Origin of the sequence: Brucella sp., from assembly GCF_032066345.1 — a bacterium.
GTDB classification, from domain to species: domain Bacteria; phylum Pseudomonadota; class Alphaproteobacteria; order Rhizobiales; family Rhizobiaceae; genus Brucella; species Brucella pseudogrignonensis.
The window spans coordinates 189,116-202,933 of sequence record NZ_DAMBKZ010000009.1; the positions used below are offsets into that span (position 1 = coordinate 189,116).

Sequence of the window (13,818 nt, forward strand, 5' to 3'; positions counted from 1 at the left end):
CATGCGCATGCTCAAGGATGTTGCTGGTCTCATCACGCTTGCAGCGCAACTGCTGTGGCGTTTCTGGCCGCAACTGCTGTTGACAGGGACTGTTGGACTGATTACGCGTGAACTGCTGCTGCAGGGCGCGGTGCGCGCTGGCTTCTATGCGCCGCTCGCCGGAATGATCGTGTTATCGCTGGTCGTTCTGGTCAAACTCCTTGTGGTGGTGGTGATGTTGAATTGCCTTCGCCCGGCATTACCGGCGCTCGCAAAGCTGCGCGGCAGCGTTAAAAGAGTCGCGGCAGAGGGCGCCGGACGGCGAACGGATCGGCTCTTTGTCCTGACGGCTGCGGTGATATTGCCATTCTTTGCCTATTATGCCGCCTGGGGATTTCTCGGCGATACAATCAGGGAATATTCGCGCCTTGCTTTCGAACGACTGGCATTTGGCGAGCGGATTGAAGTCTTCAACCTGATGCGTTCGCGCAGTCTTGTTGCAGCTATTCTGGTGTGCTGGTGCATCCGATGGATCAGCAAGCGCCTGAACGCAAAGCGCAATTCGCCGTGGTTGCGCTTTGTGATCGTCGCCGCGGATGCCAGCTGGATATTCATCAGTCTATTTGCGCTCAACAAATGGAAAGATGAACTCATTGGCTTCATTGGAGCGGGCGGAGTGCTTGACGGGATAAGGGAAAGTTCCGCTTGGTGGGCAATCACTGCCTATGCGGCCAGCCCGTCCTCCTTCATCCCCGTCGAGTTTCGGCAACCGGACCTGTCAGCGCAGGTGCAGAATTTGTTCTTTTACGCTTTGTTACCGCTTGTTTGGCTGGTCATGGCCTCGATTGTCTATGGCTATGATCTGTCGAGCAGCACAGCCGCACAAAAGCCGCCACTCTTGCAAAGCCGGGTTGGCGGCTGGCTCAGTGATTTTGCCCTCCATTATCTTGGAGGCTATCGCAGCCGCTATCGCCCTGTCTTAAATTGTCTCAAGCTGGTTGTTTCCACCAGCCTGGCAACGCTCCTTACATTCATCGTGCTTTACCCCATGACAAATTGGGCGGGGGCCTGGATCTGGTATGGCGCGACCCATCTGCTCGGGCCTTATGATATTGCGACCTGGCAACGTCTGGGTGACGTGCTGGAAATTCTGTTTGGCAGCCCCACCGAACTCGATGGCGGCATCATCCTGGATGCGATCAGAATTGCGCTGTTGGCTGCGGTGCTTGAATATGCGCTGCGCAGCAGCGCCTTTAAAAGGCCGCCAGGACAAGCCGCTGCGGTTTGATCCCTGCCATCGAGATATCGATGCTCATGATTTTTGCGTCATCCGGAACAAGATAGGTTTCAACCACCTCGATCCTGTGACCGGCACGCTCCTCGCCAATCAGGCTGTTGCAGTCGGGCTTTTCGGCCCATTCCGGCTTGCGCTTTCGCAGATCACCATCGATAGGCGAAAGCGGTTTGAACCGGCGGTGCTGCGCATCGAGCAGACTGATTTCACAGGGCATGGCGGCCTTGAATGCCGCGACATCTTCAAGGGTGATATCGAGCTTTGCGGCGACAAGCTTTGTTTTGGGTAATGGACCGTCGAAACTTTCCAGCCCGCTTGAGCGAAAGCGCGCCTGCGCATAGAGCGCAGATGATCCGGGGGGCAGCGGTTTGATCTCAAGCAGTGTTGCTTTGACCCAGCCAACAATCTCGCCTTTTGACTGAACGAAAACGGCCAGCGGCAAGGCCAGGACCAGCAGGAAAAGACAGCACCAAAAATTGCGTCGCGACGTGGTCGGCGCGAGTGTCGTCATTCCGTCATCTCCAGCTGCCAGGCCATGACGCTGTCGCCGCGCGCAATTTCAATCGAGCGATGAACATCGTGCAAGCGGTCATCATCAAGCGTAATGTGCAGTTCTTCTGACAAGGGCGTCAGGGCGGATTCAGCGATCAACAACCGACCGCCTTTGATTTGATCGGCCGGCAACTCGAACACGATCAACACCGGGCGCACAATGCCCGGCTCCAGCCGTTCCGACCCGATCATGCCGGCGACGCTCGACAAGCGTCCGGTGAGCCGATAGCGAACGCCATTGGGACCGAGCCAGGCGACCGACATCAGACTGAGGCTTTCAATCTCGGCCTTGGCTGCCGCCTCGATCACCAGCCACTCTCCCTGGGTGGAATAACTGCGCTCGCGCGAAACACCGGGGGTGGTCAGTTGTCTTGCTCGATAGGCATTGCCGACGCCGAGCGCAAAACGGTCCGCCTTTACCGCACTGCCTTGCATGCCGGCCACAGCGACTGGCGAAAGGATATCACTATAGTAAGGAGTGGAGTGCTGCAGGAAGTAAAGGGCGGCCAGCGTGAGGATCAGAAGGCCGAAACTGCTGAGCTTGGTCATCACTGCTTTGCGGGCTCCTGCGACACGGGCATGGACAAGGGCTTGGAAAGGGGCTTGGACAGGGGTTGAGACAGGGGCAGGCTGATCACCGCAACAGGATCACGATCAAGCCATGAGGAAGCGCCGTAAAGATTATCGCGTTTTTTATAGATCTGGCTTCCAACATGGATTCGCAGTTGCTCGGGCGCGGGCTGACCGTCTTCGAGTTCCCACACGGCGATGAGGTCTTCTGGCATGCCGGGATTGATCGGGCTTGCGATCCAGTTGTCGCGCGCCAGATAGAGTGTGGGGGGCGGCATTTGCGGGTCAGTTTGCAGCAGATTTCGTGAAACATAGGCAGAGGATGCCGACTGATTGGTAATGCGAAACGCGACCGTGACGAATGTTTTGGGTTGCGATGGCTTGAACCCGGTGGGCGGCCGGTCGGCAAGACGCGCGTCAGCGAACACGACATGCCACAGACCGGTGTCGAGTTCTTCTCCGATGGCCAATTGTCGGATCGGCTCGGGGTTTGCCGCCGCATAAATCGCACTCGCATAGGAAATGATACTGGCTGCCGCACTGCCCACGCCTGCAATGACAAGGGCGAGCAGCCTTTGCCTCAAACGGCTCAATTGAAGTCGTCGCGGCCCGTTCACGGGTGGCGCATTATCGTGACCAGAATTGTTCGGGGTCGCCATACCACCTCCGTCCTGATGGCGGAAAGTCAAGTCGAAGCCCCCTCGCCGTCTATAGCATCTCGGCTTTCAGCCGTCACCTGCGGAATGATTGCCCTATGCATGGATGAAATATCGGCAAAAGCTGACGACTGAAAGCCTTTCGGGCAATTTCGGCGTATTGCCGTTGCAATTGACGCAAGGCATGTGCGAAGACACGGCATGACGCGCAGCCTGGAGAGACACCGATGTTTTCCGTAGATCCTGTCGGCTCAGCCGATAAAGCCGAATTTTTTCGCCAGCTCGATCTTCAGGCCAACGCACTGATGGGCGATGAGACGGATTATATCGCCAATGCAGCCAATCTCTCAGCCCTGATCTTTCAGCTCGTCGATGAACTCAACTGGGTGGGATTTTATTTCCTCAGATCAGGCTCCGAACTGGTTCTTGGTCCGTTTCAGGGCAAGCCTGCCTGTGTCCGCATCGGCGTTGGAAAAGGCGTCTGTGGCATGGCGGTGGTGAACCAGGAGACGATTGTTGTAGCGGATGTGCACGCTTTTCCCGGCCATATAGCCTGTGACGCCGCATCACGATCCGAACTGGTCATTCCGCTTTGGAAAGACGGCAGGATTTTTGGCGTTCTTGATATCGATAGCCCGGTCAGCAATCGCTTCAGCGAGCAGGACAGAACGGGCTTTGAGCAATTGGCATCGCGCTATTGCGAGGCAAGCAGGGTCGATTTCTTAGATCGACTGGGACCGCCTCAAGGAACCATCTAACGCCATCGCCTTGCATAGCATCGCCGCTCGAGGGCTTGTCGTGGGCTCCAAACAGGGAAGCTCGCTTTTATGGCAGGTTGGTCAATCACCATGCGGCATTGCACCATTTGCACTTTAGCCGGCGATCGATCGGTCGCGACCGGCATTTTTCGCCGCGTAAAGCGCCTTGTCCGCTTTGGCAAGCAGTTTTCTCCGGTCCCCGCCCGAATATTCTGCGATGCCGGCTGAGAATGTGACAGCAATTTTCATGCTGCTCAGCGGCTGGCTGTGCAGCGCTAAGCGCAAGCGATCAATGACAGCAACAGCCTGAGCGGCAGTGGTCGCTGGCAACACGACCAGAATTTCCTCACCACCATAGCGAATAGCGCAATCCCCCACCCTGATCTGACGCGCAATCAGTCTCGAGATTTCGTGCAGGACTTCATCGCCGACCTGATGACCATGCGTGTCATTGATTTTCTTGAAATGATCGACATCCAGAAAGGCCACACTGAGCGGCCGCACCTGAGCCCTTCCCAGCACGATTTCCCGCGATACACGTTCCATTCCGGCGCGTCGGTTCAACAAGCCGGTCAGTTCGTCCCGGCTTGCGTGATAGGCCAGTTGGCGATTGGCCCGCAGCAGCTTTTCCTCGGCATTTTTCTGTTGGGTAATATCGGTTACGAATGTCGCCTTGCTTCGCGCCCCGTCCTTGCCCACCAGCAACACCGCATTGGCAATGATGGTGAGCGGGTTGCCCTGACGATCGATGACGGTCCACTCACTGCGCAATTCAGTCAGCACCTGCTCGCTGTCCTCCAGGCTTGAATGGATGAAGGCGTGATGCAGAGCCATCAGCTCGTCTCTGGCCTTTGGCGGGACGATGATTGTGAAATCCTGGCCGATCAATTCATCCGCCTGATAGCCGTAAAGAGCGCAATAGGCGTTGTTGACGAAAATGAATTTCCCCTGCTCATCCGTGATACAGACCCCGAGCGGGCTGCTCTTAATCAGCGAAAGCATATTGTTCGACGAAATGATCCGGTTGTGAACTTGGTTGATCTGCATTCAGGTCATGTCCTGTTTATAGCGGGGCCCAGGGAAGACAACGGGAAGGCTCGCAAAAAGGACGAGGCGACGCGATAAAGATTTCTTACAGAGATTTCAGTTATTTGAAGGAACGGCAAGGCGTAGCCGCACTCAACAGCGATATCTGCACGCTGTGCCACTCCCAAAACCTGCCGCGCTGCAGACCAACCAGGAACAGTCAGCCATCGGGTCCGCTGACGACAGCTGTGGCTGACGCTTTCTGCCAGAACTGTTCCGCATGGAAGCTGAGCCGCGTCGTGGGGCGGATCAGCGTGATCTTGACGGGAACGTCGAATATTTCAGAGCCTGCGCGCAGCAATTGGCCGGATGCAAGCTCACGTTCCGCGAGCGACAGCGGCACCCAGGCAATGCCCTGGCCTTCCTTGACCATTTCCAAAAGGGTGGCAGCGAGATCGGAACGGAACTGGATTTCAAGCTTTTGCCGCAGGTCGCCCTGTGCGAAATAATCTTCGAGAATGCGTCCAAGTCCGGAGGCGGACGCATAGCTGAGTTGCGGCAATGGTGCGTGATCGCTTGCGGTATCGAGATTAAAGCGTGGCAGCCCGTCGGAACCGGGAATGGAGAGCGGAATGAGCACATCCTCGGCAATGGTGCAGGCGGTGAATTGGCGGGTGGTCAGCTTGTTTTTTGTTTCGGGACGGCGATGGCAGATCAGAAAAACCGCATCGCCGCTGAGCAGGAGTTGCTCGCATTCGGCATAGGTGTCGGTCACCAGGCTTGCGGAGCCGATACTGGAATGGCCAATCGTTTGCAGCATCCAGCGTGGCACGAATGTGAAGGACAGAGCGTGTGTTGCGGCGATTGCCAAGCTCCGTTCGGCCTTTCCGGCCGTATCGCGAGTATCTTCGCGCGCCCTTTTGACGTCGCGCACAATGCTCAAAGCGCGGGTGTAGAAAACGCGTCCTGCCTGTGTCAGCGTCACCGAACGACTTGTGCGGCTAAGCAGCGGCGCGCCAATCCATTGCTCAAGCATCTGAATGCGGCGGCTGAATGCCGGCTGCGTGACATTGCGTCGTGCAGCAGCGGCGGAGAAATTCAACTCGTCGGCAAGGATGATGAAATCCTCAAACAGATCAATGTCCATGATGTCAGCCCTTCACCGGAAATCTTGTAAACACCGTCGCGGTGATTTTAAAGGCAAATTCCGTCTCAGCGCCGTTGATGCGGGCGATAGCGGAAAGCACGGACAGGGGTGAATTGAAGTTACGCTGTCCGGATGTGAGATTGCCTCGCAATGAAGCCGGCTTGGGCGGGGAAATGCGCGCCGGTCTGTGAAGGTCGGCGCGCAAGATTATCTTGCTTGATCAGCCATATCCAAATTGATCGGATTTAAAAGATTCAGTGTCGGCAACAGCGCGAAGCAGGTTTCGCAGCCGGATGCGCCCAAAGCATGATGGGCGCATCCTCGCGATTTCGATGAAACCCTTGCATACGCTAGCTTGGCAGAACAACGTGGTTGTTGTCATTCCTGTCATTTTCGATCGCACCCTGTATCATTTCATCGGTGACACGAAGTTCGGCACCAATCGGCGAAAAGGGTGTTGCGGGCGCAAAGGGTGCAGCGGGCACGGAGTCGGGTCTCGCGCCGCGTCTCCAGATGAAGAATCCGGCCATCAGTCCGTTCAGAATGGCAAGCGCCCAGAACAGGCCAGATGGTCCGAGACTGGTCATCATCGGGGAGATAATGAGCGGGCTGATGGCTGATCCCAATGAGTTGATCAGCAGCAGACCCTGGATCATCCGAACCAGGGCATCGGCGGAGGTACTATCGGCTGAAAAACTCACAGCAACGGGGTAGATGGCAAAGATCCCGCCCCCCAAAAGGAAAAATACAAAGATCAACAGCGATGAGGTCGGCGGCAGCGCAATGATCACGGCTGCCAGAACAACACAGGCAATGCTAAGCGTGATCAGCACAACGCGACGATCCTGTCTATCGGACCAGCGACCAACCGGATATTGCAGCACCATTGCGCCGAGAATAACGCTGGCCATCATTTTGCCGACCTCGCCTACATTCATCCCCATTCGCTGAAGATAGAGCGGTAGCAAGGCGTAGACCGCAGCGATCGCGATGCCGGAACCAAAACACCCAATCACGCCACTGGGGGTCATGCGCAAAAGTTCCAGCGGCTTGAGTGGCTCAACCCGCTCGACATGCGGGGTCACTCTGGGCAGAATGACGATCGGCAGTACCGAAAGCGATGCAAGCATTGCCGCCGCCATGAAAGGCACCACCGCGCCCCAGGCGTCGATCAGCCCCAGTCCCGCCTGTCCCATCATCCCTGAGCCGTAAAGCGCAATCATATAGAGCGCAAGAATCCGACCGCGCATTTTTTCATCCGAAGCCAGCAACAACCAGCTTTCGATGACCAGGAACACACCAATCGCCGCCCAACCGTAGAGGAGGCGCAGGAAAAACCAGAACCAGGTGTCGAAATATATCCCCTGCAGCAAAACGCTCACCGCGATCAGCGATGCGAAACTGCTATAGGCGCGAATATGGCCGATGCGCACAATCAGCCGATCGTGGAAAACCGCGCCAAGCGTCAGGCCAATAAAATAAGCCGAGGAAACAATACCAACCACCGTGGCCGAGGCACCGGCGGCGTCCAGTCGTAATGTTGTGAGGGATGATAAAAAGCCGTTTCCGATACTGACAATAAACAGTCCCATGAGCGGCGCCAGCACCATTGCCAGCAATTGCGTAGACATGACAACCTCAAAAATGAGCACAAGCTCGACATTGGACCTGGCTTGGACACAGGACCTCATTAGCCCTGTATCGTGCCTGCCCGGACAGCGGCAGCCCCTGCCCTGCCGCAAGCAGGCAGAGGGCGCAGACGCTCACAACACAGCAAAATCCTTGGTTTGAGATCGGGCTCGACCTGATCGGATGGAGCGAAAATCATCAAACCGGCGATGGCTTATAAACGCAATGTCAGGCGTTGCAAGTCCTGTTGTTACGAGAACCGATCACGCATGCTTGAGGGACGGCGCACCACGCCGAAGCTGGATTACAGGCGCATGAAACAAGGCTGGCGGCCATTGTCCGGTGCCCTTGCGGCAACGCGAAAACGTGATCGTGCGAAGGCTGCTGACAAAAGCGCAGATCGGTCTGTGCGAGGGACACCTGGGGGCTCAGACACCTGGGGGCTCAGGATGAGACTTCGCTCTGGCCTTTAAAAAACAAAGTGCTGTCAAGGCTTCTGGCAATGGGGAAACCGTGCCTTGATCCTGTCCCAGCCCTTGAACAAGCCGCGTTTGTCAATCGATTCAAAGATTTCGTCGGGGCCGTTTGGGTCAAGAATCTCATTTTCAGCGAGCCACTCTTCTATCCCCGATAGTTCCGGCATCTGATAGGGATAGAGGCTTCTTCCAGGACCGCAGAGTTGCTCGACCGTTTCAATCAAAGACCCGGTCTCCGCCAGCCTCTGCGAGACCTGTTCGGCCTTGATGCCAAGATGTTCCGCCAAGAGGTCATCGCGCAGCTGCGCGATCTTCAGACGCAGGGCATCATCTGCGGCATCCGCGCATAAAATGACATCGCATTCACTGTCGAGGCGCATGGAGCGGTTGTTAAAATTTGATGACCCCACCCGCAGCACCGTGTCGTCCACCACCATGACCTTGGCATGCACATAGATGGGTTGAGTACCCGTGGTCCGGGGATGCCAGATCCGCAGTCGACGCCGATGATCGATCCGTTCAAGCGCCTGCACCAGTCTTGCGCGTGCGGAATCCATCGCCAGCGGCTCCAACCAACCATGCGCCGATTGTGGCGTGACGATGACGATTTCAGGAGGATCCGCTTCACAAAGGCGCTCGGCAATCGCCCGAGCGATCTTGCGGGAGGCAAAATACTGGCTCTCGGCATAGATATGGCGTCTGGCACTGCGGATCATGTCGAGCCACGCCGCTTCGATCTCGTGCACCGGCTCCTGCTCCGCCATCTTGGGAATGGTGCGCGCAATGCCAAGCCGCATATCGGTGAAAGTTGCGTTCAAGCCGTCAGGCCAGCAATCATGGGGTTGCTGACAGCGCGGCAAGGTCTCACCGGTCGCCACCTGCCACCGCATGCGGGCGAGATCGCCAATGGCACGCGCCGCATCGCCATCAAAGGCGCTGGTGGCGTCATGCCATGGATCCTCGGTTCTGCCGCTGGGGCTGACGCGACGCGGATCGTTGTCGAGATGCTCGCGCGTATCCCAGCGACGCATTGTCAGATCGATGCCGCCACAAAATGCCAGACTGTCGTCGATTGCCACGATCTTCTGATGATGCGAGCCGGCGATAGGATGTTTGGCGTCAAATTTCAGGGTAATGCGCGGATGGGCTTTCCAGCGCAGGATTGTCCAGAGCATGTTGCCCCGCAACAATGCCTTGAAGGCGCCGGTATCCCAGCGCAGCAAACGAATTTCAAGAGACGGCGTGCGATCGGCCAGCCAGAGAATGAAATCCCCCAATTGTTGTGGTCCACCGTCCGTGCACTCGCCAATATTGATGCGTGTGTCGAAATCCCAGCCCACCAGCATGATCGAGTGGCGGGCCTTGAGCAGCGCCTTGCGCAAGGCCACGAAATAATCGGCACCATCGACAACAAAGGCGAAGCGCTCCGCAGTTTCAACCCGCCAGCAATTTTTGCCGGGACGCAGCACTTGATCTTCGCTCATAGCCCCTCATCGCCCATTCATCCATGGCGGCAATGCGCGAGGCTGCGAAAAGTTCCGTCATTTTGCAGGCAACTCGCCGGGTCAAATGTGGTGTCGTGCAATGCGCTGTCGGTCGAAAGAATGCATCAGCAAGCAGGGATACGCGCTTTCAGATCAGCTGGCCCAATTTCTCCGCGGCATGACGAAGATCATTGAGATGGGCAAGCCCTTGTTGCAGAGAAAGCCGTTGCGTTGGCGCATGAAAGGAAAGCGTTGCACAAAAATTGTTCCTGCTGTCGAGAACCGGAACCGCCACCGCGATCATCCCCTCGACGAGCTCCTCCTGATCGGTGGCATAACCCTGTGCCTTGACCTGATCGATTTCGGCGCGAAGCGGGTCCGGGTCAGTAATCGTCCTGGCGGTGATCGCCTGGCGGGTACCAGTCAGCAGATAGCGCTGCAACGCATCGGGGGAAAGAAACGCCAGTGTCACCTTGCCAGCAGCGGTTGCATGCAGCGGCACACGCGATCCGATATGCAGGGCGATGCGCAAGGGCCAATGTGTTTCAACACGATCGACATAGACCATTTCGTCCTTGTCGGGGACGGCCAGATTGCAGGTTTCTCCGATTTGCTGATTGAGTCCCACCAGCACGTTTCTGCTGGGAAGATTGCTTAGGGACGCATGCATGGCCCCGACCGCCATTTCGCGAAAACGCGCGCCGGGCAAATAGCTTTTTCCATCGATATTCTTGGCGAGAAAACCCTGATCTTCGAGATAGGCAAGCAAGCGGTGCACGGTTGGCTTGGGCAGTCTGAGTTCTTCAATGATTTCCGCAGGGGTCATGGCGCGTCGACGGGACCCCAGCAATTCGAGGATTTGCAAGTTTCGGATACTCGGACTGCTTGCCAGATTGTCAGGATCGTTCTTCATCAAAAAACTACGTTAGAAACCACGGTCTTTGTGGTTTAGCGCAGCTTAGAAGCCTATCCAAGAGAAATTATATCCGGCGAATTCAATTACTTACTTTTTTTGAGACTTTTCGTCTCATTTTTATGTTGACTCCCTGTCGCTTTGCGCAAAAGCTTGAGGCACTGCGATCCACAGGAGGAGTGTGGATCGGATGATAACCGTCAAACGCGAGGAGGGCGTCATGTCGGATACAATGGTGGATGCGGTGAGGAGCCGCAGCCAGACAAGCGATGTCAGAAAAGTTGTTTTCGCCAGTCTAATCGGCTCGACAATCGAGTGGTATGACTTTTTTCTTTACGGTGTGGTGGCCGGTATTGTGTTCAACCACCTGTATTTTCCATCGGATAATGAAACCGTTTCGATCATGATGGCCTATGCCACATTTGCCGTTGGTTTCGTCGCACGCCCATTGGGCGGACTGATATTTGGGCATTTTGGAGATCTGGTCGGCCGCAAGGCGATGCTGATCTTAAGCCTGTTGATGATGGGTGGCGCGACGGTCGCCATTGGTTTGCTGCCTGGCTATGAGACGATCGGCATGATGGCGCCGATTGCGCTTCTTTTCCTGCGCATCCTGCAGGGAATAGGCATTGGTGGTGAATGGGGCGGAGCCGTTCTGATGGCTTATGAATATGCCCCTCAAAACAAGCGTGGGTTCTACGCTTCCCTGCCGCAGATCGGCCTGTCACTCGGTCTGTTCCTGTCATCCGGGGTCATGGCGCTGCTGTCTCTGCTTCCCGATGATCAATTCATGGCATGGGGCTGGCGCGCGGCATTCATCGGATCGATCATCCTGGTGTTTCTGGGCACCTGGATCCGATCGAACATTCACGAGAGCCCCGAATTTGTCAAAGCCAAGGCCGCATCCCGCAATCGCGATCAGGGCCTGCCGTTCACCACCATGATCAAGCGCTATCCAGGCAATGTCATTTTAGGCATGGGCGCGCGCTATATCGACGGCGTTTTCTTCAATATCTTCGCGGTATTCTCAATTCTCTACCTCACCCGCTATGCAGGCATTGACCGGACAACAGCCCTTTGGACCGTTTGTGCGGCGGCGGTGGTCATGGTGGCGTTCATTCCATTGTTTGGACATTTGTCCGACCGGATTGGCCGCCCCCTCACCTATGCCTGGGGATCATTGCTGTTGGGACTGAGCGTGTTCCCGGCTTTCTGGCTGATGTCGACTGGCGAGCCGGTATTGATTATTCTGGGTATCGTGCTGCCTTTCGGTATCATCTATCCAATGTGTTACGGTCCGGAAGCGGCGCTGTTCGCGGATCTTTTTGATCCGACGGTGCGATATACCGGGATATCATTTGTCTATCAATTCTCGGGCATCATTGCATCGGGTCTGACCCCGATGATCGCCACCTATCTGATGGCCATCAATAACAACGATCCTTTGTGGGTGTGCGTCTACGTGGTTTTTGCTGCGGTGATTTCGCTGGCCTGCGCGCTTGCGATGGAAAGACGGCGCCGACGGTCAGCGCAAGGACTGGCAGGACTTTAAGCCCGATGGAATGGGGCCGCTTGACGACTGCAAGCGGACCCCGTGATGAGGAATATCTTTATGAATGAAGTTGCAGATTACATTATCGTCGGGGCTGGATCCGCTGGCTGCATCGCGGCCAACAGGATCAGTGCGGATCCCACGGTAACGGTCCATTTGCTGGAGGCGGGACGGAACGATACCAACCCCTGGATCCACGTTCCGGTCGGCTATTTCCGGACCATGAATGACCCCAAATATGACTGGTGTTACGCAACCGAGCCGGACCCCGGGCTCAACGGCCGGTCATTGAACTGGCCGCGCGGAAAGGTGCTGGGTGGCTCTTCATCGCTCAATGGCCTGCTTTATGTCCGCGGCCAGCAACAGGATTATGACCATTGGGCCCAGCTTGGCAATCATGGTTGGTCGTGGCAGGACGTCGGTCCGATTTTCGAGAGTTTCGAGACATTTCACCGGCCGGGTGCTACCGGCCGCGGGCAGAACGGTGAGTTGCAGGTTTCGGATCCGCGTCTGAAGCGCGCCATTTGTGAGAAATGGCTTGAGGCAGCGCAGGCCAATGGCTACCCCTATAATCCCGATTATAACGGTCCAACGCAGGAAGGGGTCGGGCATTTCCAGCTGACCATGCATAATGGCCGCCGCTGCTCTTCGGCGAAAGCCTTTCTCGCCCCTGTCCGCCACCGCCAGAATCTCAATGTTCAGACGGATTGCCAGATCACCCGTGTGCTGATCAGGGACGGTCGCGCGCGTGGGGTTGAAGTGCGTCGCAGCGACGGCTCCATCGCCACGATTGACGCCAATCGGGAGGTGATCCTATGCGCGGGCGCGATCGGCTCGCCACATATCCTGCTCATGTCTGGAATTGGTCCGGCGCAGCAGCTGAAAGACCACGGGATTGTTGTGCATCGGGATGCTGCGGAAGTCGGGCAGAACCTGCAGGATCATTTGCAGGCGCGCATGGTTTACAAATGCAAGGAGCCGACACTCAATGACGAGGTTCGAAGCCTTTTCAAAAAGGCAGCGATCGGTCTCGAATATGCGCTGTTCCGGACCGGTCCGATGACCATGGCGGCGAGCCTGGTGTTCGGTTTTGTCAAAACAAGGCCAGAACTTGCCACACCCGATGTTCAATTCCACATCCAGCCCTGGTCGGCCGATAGCCCGGGAGAAGGCGTTCATCCATTTTCCGCCTTCACCCAATCGGTCTGCCAGCTGCGTCCGCAGAGCCGCGGAACGATCACGCTGCAATCGTCCAATGCGCTCGACTATCCGCTTATTCGGCCAAACTATCTGTCGACGCAGCATGATCAGCAGACACTTGTCGAGGGTATCCGCATAGCCCGCCGGATCGCGCGCACCCAACCGCTTGTGTCAGCCATTGCCGAGGAATATCGACCAACCGCTGATCTTCAAAGTGATGACGAGTTGCTCGGTTGGGCGCGCGACAATTCCACCACAATCTACCATCCGACAGGCACATGTCGAATGGGGGCGGATCAGCACGCAGTTGTCGATCCTTGTTTGCGGGTGCGAGGCATTGTGGGCCTGCGCATCGCCGACTGCTCGATCATGCCGGAAATCGTCTCCGGTAACACCAATGCGCCGGCGATGATGATCGGCGCAAAAGTCGCGGAACTGGTTCTCAAGGACAAGCTGGCCACCGGCACGATGCAGATGGCTGCGCGCACAACTTCATACGAAAAAGTAGCTTAGGAGATGCGACTAAAATGAAGATGACGACGGAAGAAGCGTTCGTAAAGGTCTTGCAAATGCATGGAATTG

12 protein-coding genes are annotated in these 13,818 nt (G+C 56.5%); 4 read left to right on the forward strand and 8 right to left on the reverse strand.

Annotated features, from left to right (window positions below; all coding sequences use genetic code 11):
* The first annotated feature begins 1 nt into the window (after window position 1).
* Window positions 2-1,267: a hypothetical protein gene (locus RT142_RS13625; protein WP_313029232.1), complete on the forward strand. Its 1,266-nt coding sequence runs from the start codon at window positions 2-4 to the stop codon at window positions 1,265-1,267.
* Here the strand turns inward: RT142_RS13625 and RT142_RS13630 are convergent.
* From RT142_RS13630 to RT142_RS13640, 3 genes are read right to left on the reverse strand one after another with little or no spacing between them, the layout of a single operon-like run.
* Window positions 1,233-1,784, reverse strand: a complete 552-nt coding sequence (locus tag RT142_RS13630) for a hypothetical protein (RefSeq protein WP_064322593.1) — start codon at window positions 1,782-1,784, stop codon at window positions 1,233-1,235. The two genes, RT142_RS13625 and RT142_RS13630, sit on opposite strands and share 35 nt — an antisense overlap.
* Window positions 1,781-2,374 carry a hypothetical protein gene (locus RT142_RS13635; protein ID WP_064322594.1) on the reverse strand — a complete coding sequence of 198 codons (594 nt, stop codon included), beginning with the start codon at window positions 2,372-2,374 and terminating at the stop codon, window positions 1,781-1,783. Before RT142_RS13635 ends, RT142_RS13630 begins: the two co-directional genes overlap by 4 nt.
* Window positions 2,374-3,054, reverse strand: coding sequence for a hypothetical protein (locus tag RT142_RS13640; RefSeq protein WP_094543923.1), 681 nt, complete (start codon window positions 3,052-3,054; stop codon window positions 2,374-2,376). The genes RT142_RS13635 and RT142_RS13640 overlap by 1 nt, the downstream gene beginning before the upstream one ends.
* A gap of 224 nt (window positions 3,055-3,278) precedes the next feature.
* On the opposite strand from RT142_RS13640, the gene RT142_RS13645 reads away from it, so the two are divergent.
* Window positions 3,279-3,809, forward strand: coding sequence for a GAF domain-containing protein (locus tag RT142_RS13645; RefSeq protein ID WP_064322596.1), 531 nt, complete (start codon window positions 3,279-3,281; stop codon window positions 3,807-3,809).
* Window positions 3,810-3,923: 114 nt separating this feature from the next.
* Here RT142_RS13645 and RT142_RS13650 read toward each other — a convergent pair whose 3' ends face one another.
* From RT142_RS13650 to RT142_RS13670, 5 genes are all read right to left on the reverse strand, one after another.
* Window positions 3,924-4,856 carry a sensor domain-containing diguanylate cyclase gene (locus tag RT142_RS13650; RefSeq protein WP_313029235.1) on the reverse strand — a complete coding sequence of 311 codons (933 nt, stop codon included), beginning with the start codon at window positions 4,854-4,856 and terminating at the stop codon, window positions 3,924-3,926.
* A 199-nt stretch (window positions 4,857-5,055) separates the two neighbouring features.
* Window positions 5,056-5,982, reverse strand: coding sequence for a LysR family transcriptional regulator (locus RT142_RS13655; RefSeq protein ID WP_313029237.1), 927 nt, complete (start codon window positions 5,980-5,982; stop codon window positions 5,056-5,058).
* A 350-nt stretch (window positions 5,983-6,332) separates the two neighbouring features.
* On the reverse strand, window positions 6,333-7,613 hold the full coding sequence (locus RT142_RS13660; RefSeq protein WP_064322599.1) for an MFS transporter: 1,281 nt from the start codon (window positions 7,611-7,613) through the stop codon (window positions 6,333-6,335).
* Between the two features lie 485 nt (window positions 7,614-8,098).
* Entirely contained in the window at window positions 8,099-9,571 is a 1,473-nt protein-coding gene (locus RT142_RS13665; protein ID WP_064322600.1) for a phospholipase D-like domain-containing protein, read from the reverse strand.
* Between the two features lie 148 nt (window positions 9,572-9,719).
* On the reverse strand, window positions 9,720-10,484 hold the full coding sequence (locus RT142_RS13670) for an IclR family transcriptional regulator (RefSeq protein WP_064322601.1): 765 nt from the start codon (window positions 10,482-10,484) through the stop codon (window positions 9,720-9,722).
* Between the two features lie 220 nt (window positions 10,485-10,704).
* Between RT142_RS13670 and RT142_RS13675 the strand changes: the two genes are divergently transcribed.
* Together RT142_RS13675 and RT142_RS13680 are read left to right on the forward strand one after the other, a co-directional pair.
* The gene (locus tag RT142_RS13675) at window positions 10,705-12,036 is read left to right on the forward strand and encodes an MFS transporter (RefSeq protein WP_374891721.1); all 1,332 of its coding nucleotides are present in this window, start codon (window positions 10,705-10,707) and stop codon (window positions 12,034-12,036) included.
* A gap of 60 nt (window positions 12,037-12,096) precedes the next feature.
* Window positions 12,097-13,749 (forward strand): GMC family oxidoreductase, encoded by a 1,653-nt coding sequence (locus RT142_RS13680; protein WP_064322602.1) that lies wholly within the window; start codon window positions 12,097-12,099, stop codon window positions 13,747-13,749.
* The last annotated feature ends 69 nt before the right edge of the window (window positions 13,750-13,818 follow it).

Bases quoted from the DNA above. Each gene is read 5' to 3' on its own strand.
- RT142_RS13655 (WP_313029237.1), bottom strand. From the start codon at position 5,982: ATGGACATTGATCTGTTTGAGGATTTCATCATCCTTGCCGACGAGTTG.
- RT142_RS13625 (WP_313029232.1), top strand. From the start codon at position 2: ATGCGCATGCTCAAGGATGTTGCTGGTCTCATCACGCTTGCAGCGCAA.
- RT142_RS13680 (WP_064322602.1), top strand. From the start codon at position 12,097: ATGAATGAAGTTGCAGATTACATTATCGTCGGGGCTGGATCCGCTGGC.
- RT142_RS13675 (WP_374891721.1), top strand. From the start codon at position 10,705: ATGTCGGATACAATGGTGGATGCGGTGAGGAGCCGCAGCCAGACAAGC.
- RT142_RS13650 (WP_313029235.1), bottom strand. From the start codon at position 4,856: ATGCAGATCAACCAAGTTCACAACCGGATCATTTCGTCGAACAATATG.
- RT142_RS13640 (WP_094543923.1), bottom strand. From the start codon at position 3,054: ATGGCGACCCCGAACAATTCTGGTCACGATAATGCGCCACCCGTGAAC.
- RT142_RS13630 (WP_064322593.1), bottom strand. From the start codon at position 1,784: ATGACGACACTCGCGCCGACCACGTCGCGACGCAATTTTTGGTGCTGT.
- RT142_RS13645 (WP_064322596.1), top strand. From the start codon at position 3,279: ATGTTTTCCGTAGATCCTGTCGGCTCAGCCGATAAAGCCGAATTTTTT.
- RT142_RS13670 (WP_064322601.1), bottom strand. From the start codon at position 10,484: ATGAAGAACGATCCTGACAATCTGGCAAGCAGTCCGAGTATCCGAAAC.
- RT142_RS13665 (WP_064322600.1), bottom strand. From the start codon at position 9,571: ATGAGCGAAGATCAAGTGCTGCGTCCCGGCAAAAATTGCTGGCGGGTT.
- RT142_RS13660 (WP_064322599.1), bottom strand. From the start codon at position 7,613: ATGTCTACGCAATTGCTGGCAATGGTGCTGGCGCCGCTCATGGGACTG.
- RT142_RS13635 (WP_064322594.1), bottom strand. From the start codon at position 2,374: ATGACCAAGCTCAGCAGTTTCGGCCTTCTGATCCTCACGCTGGCCGCC.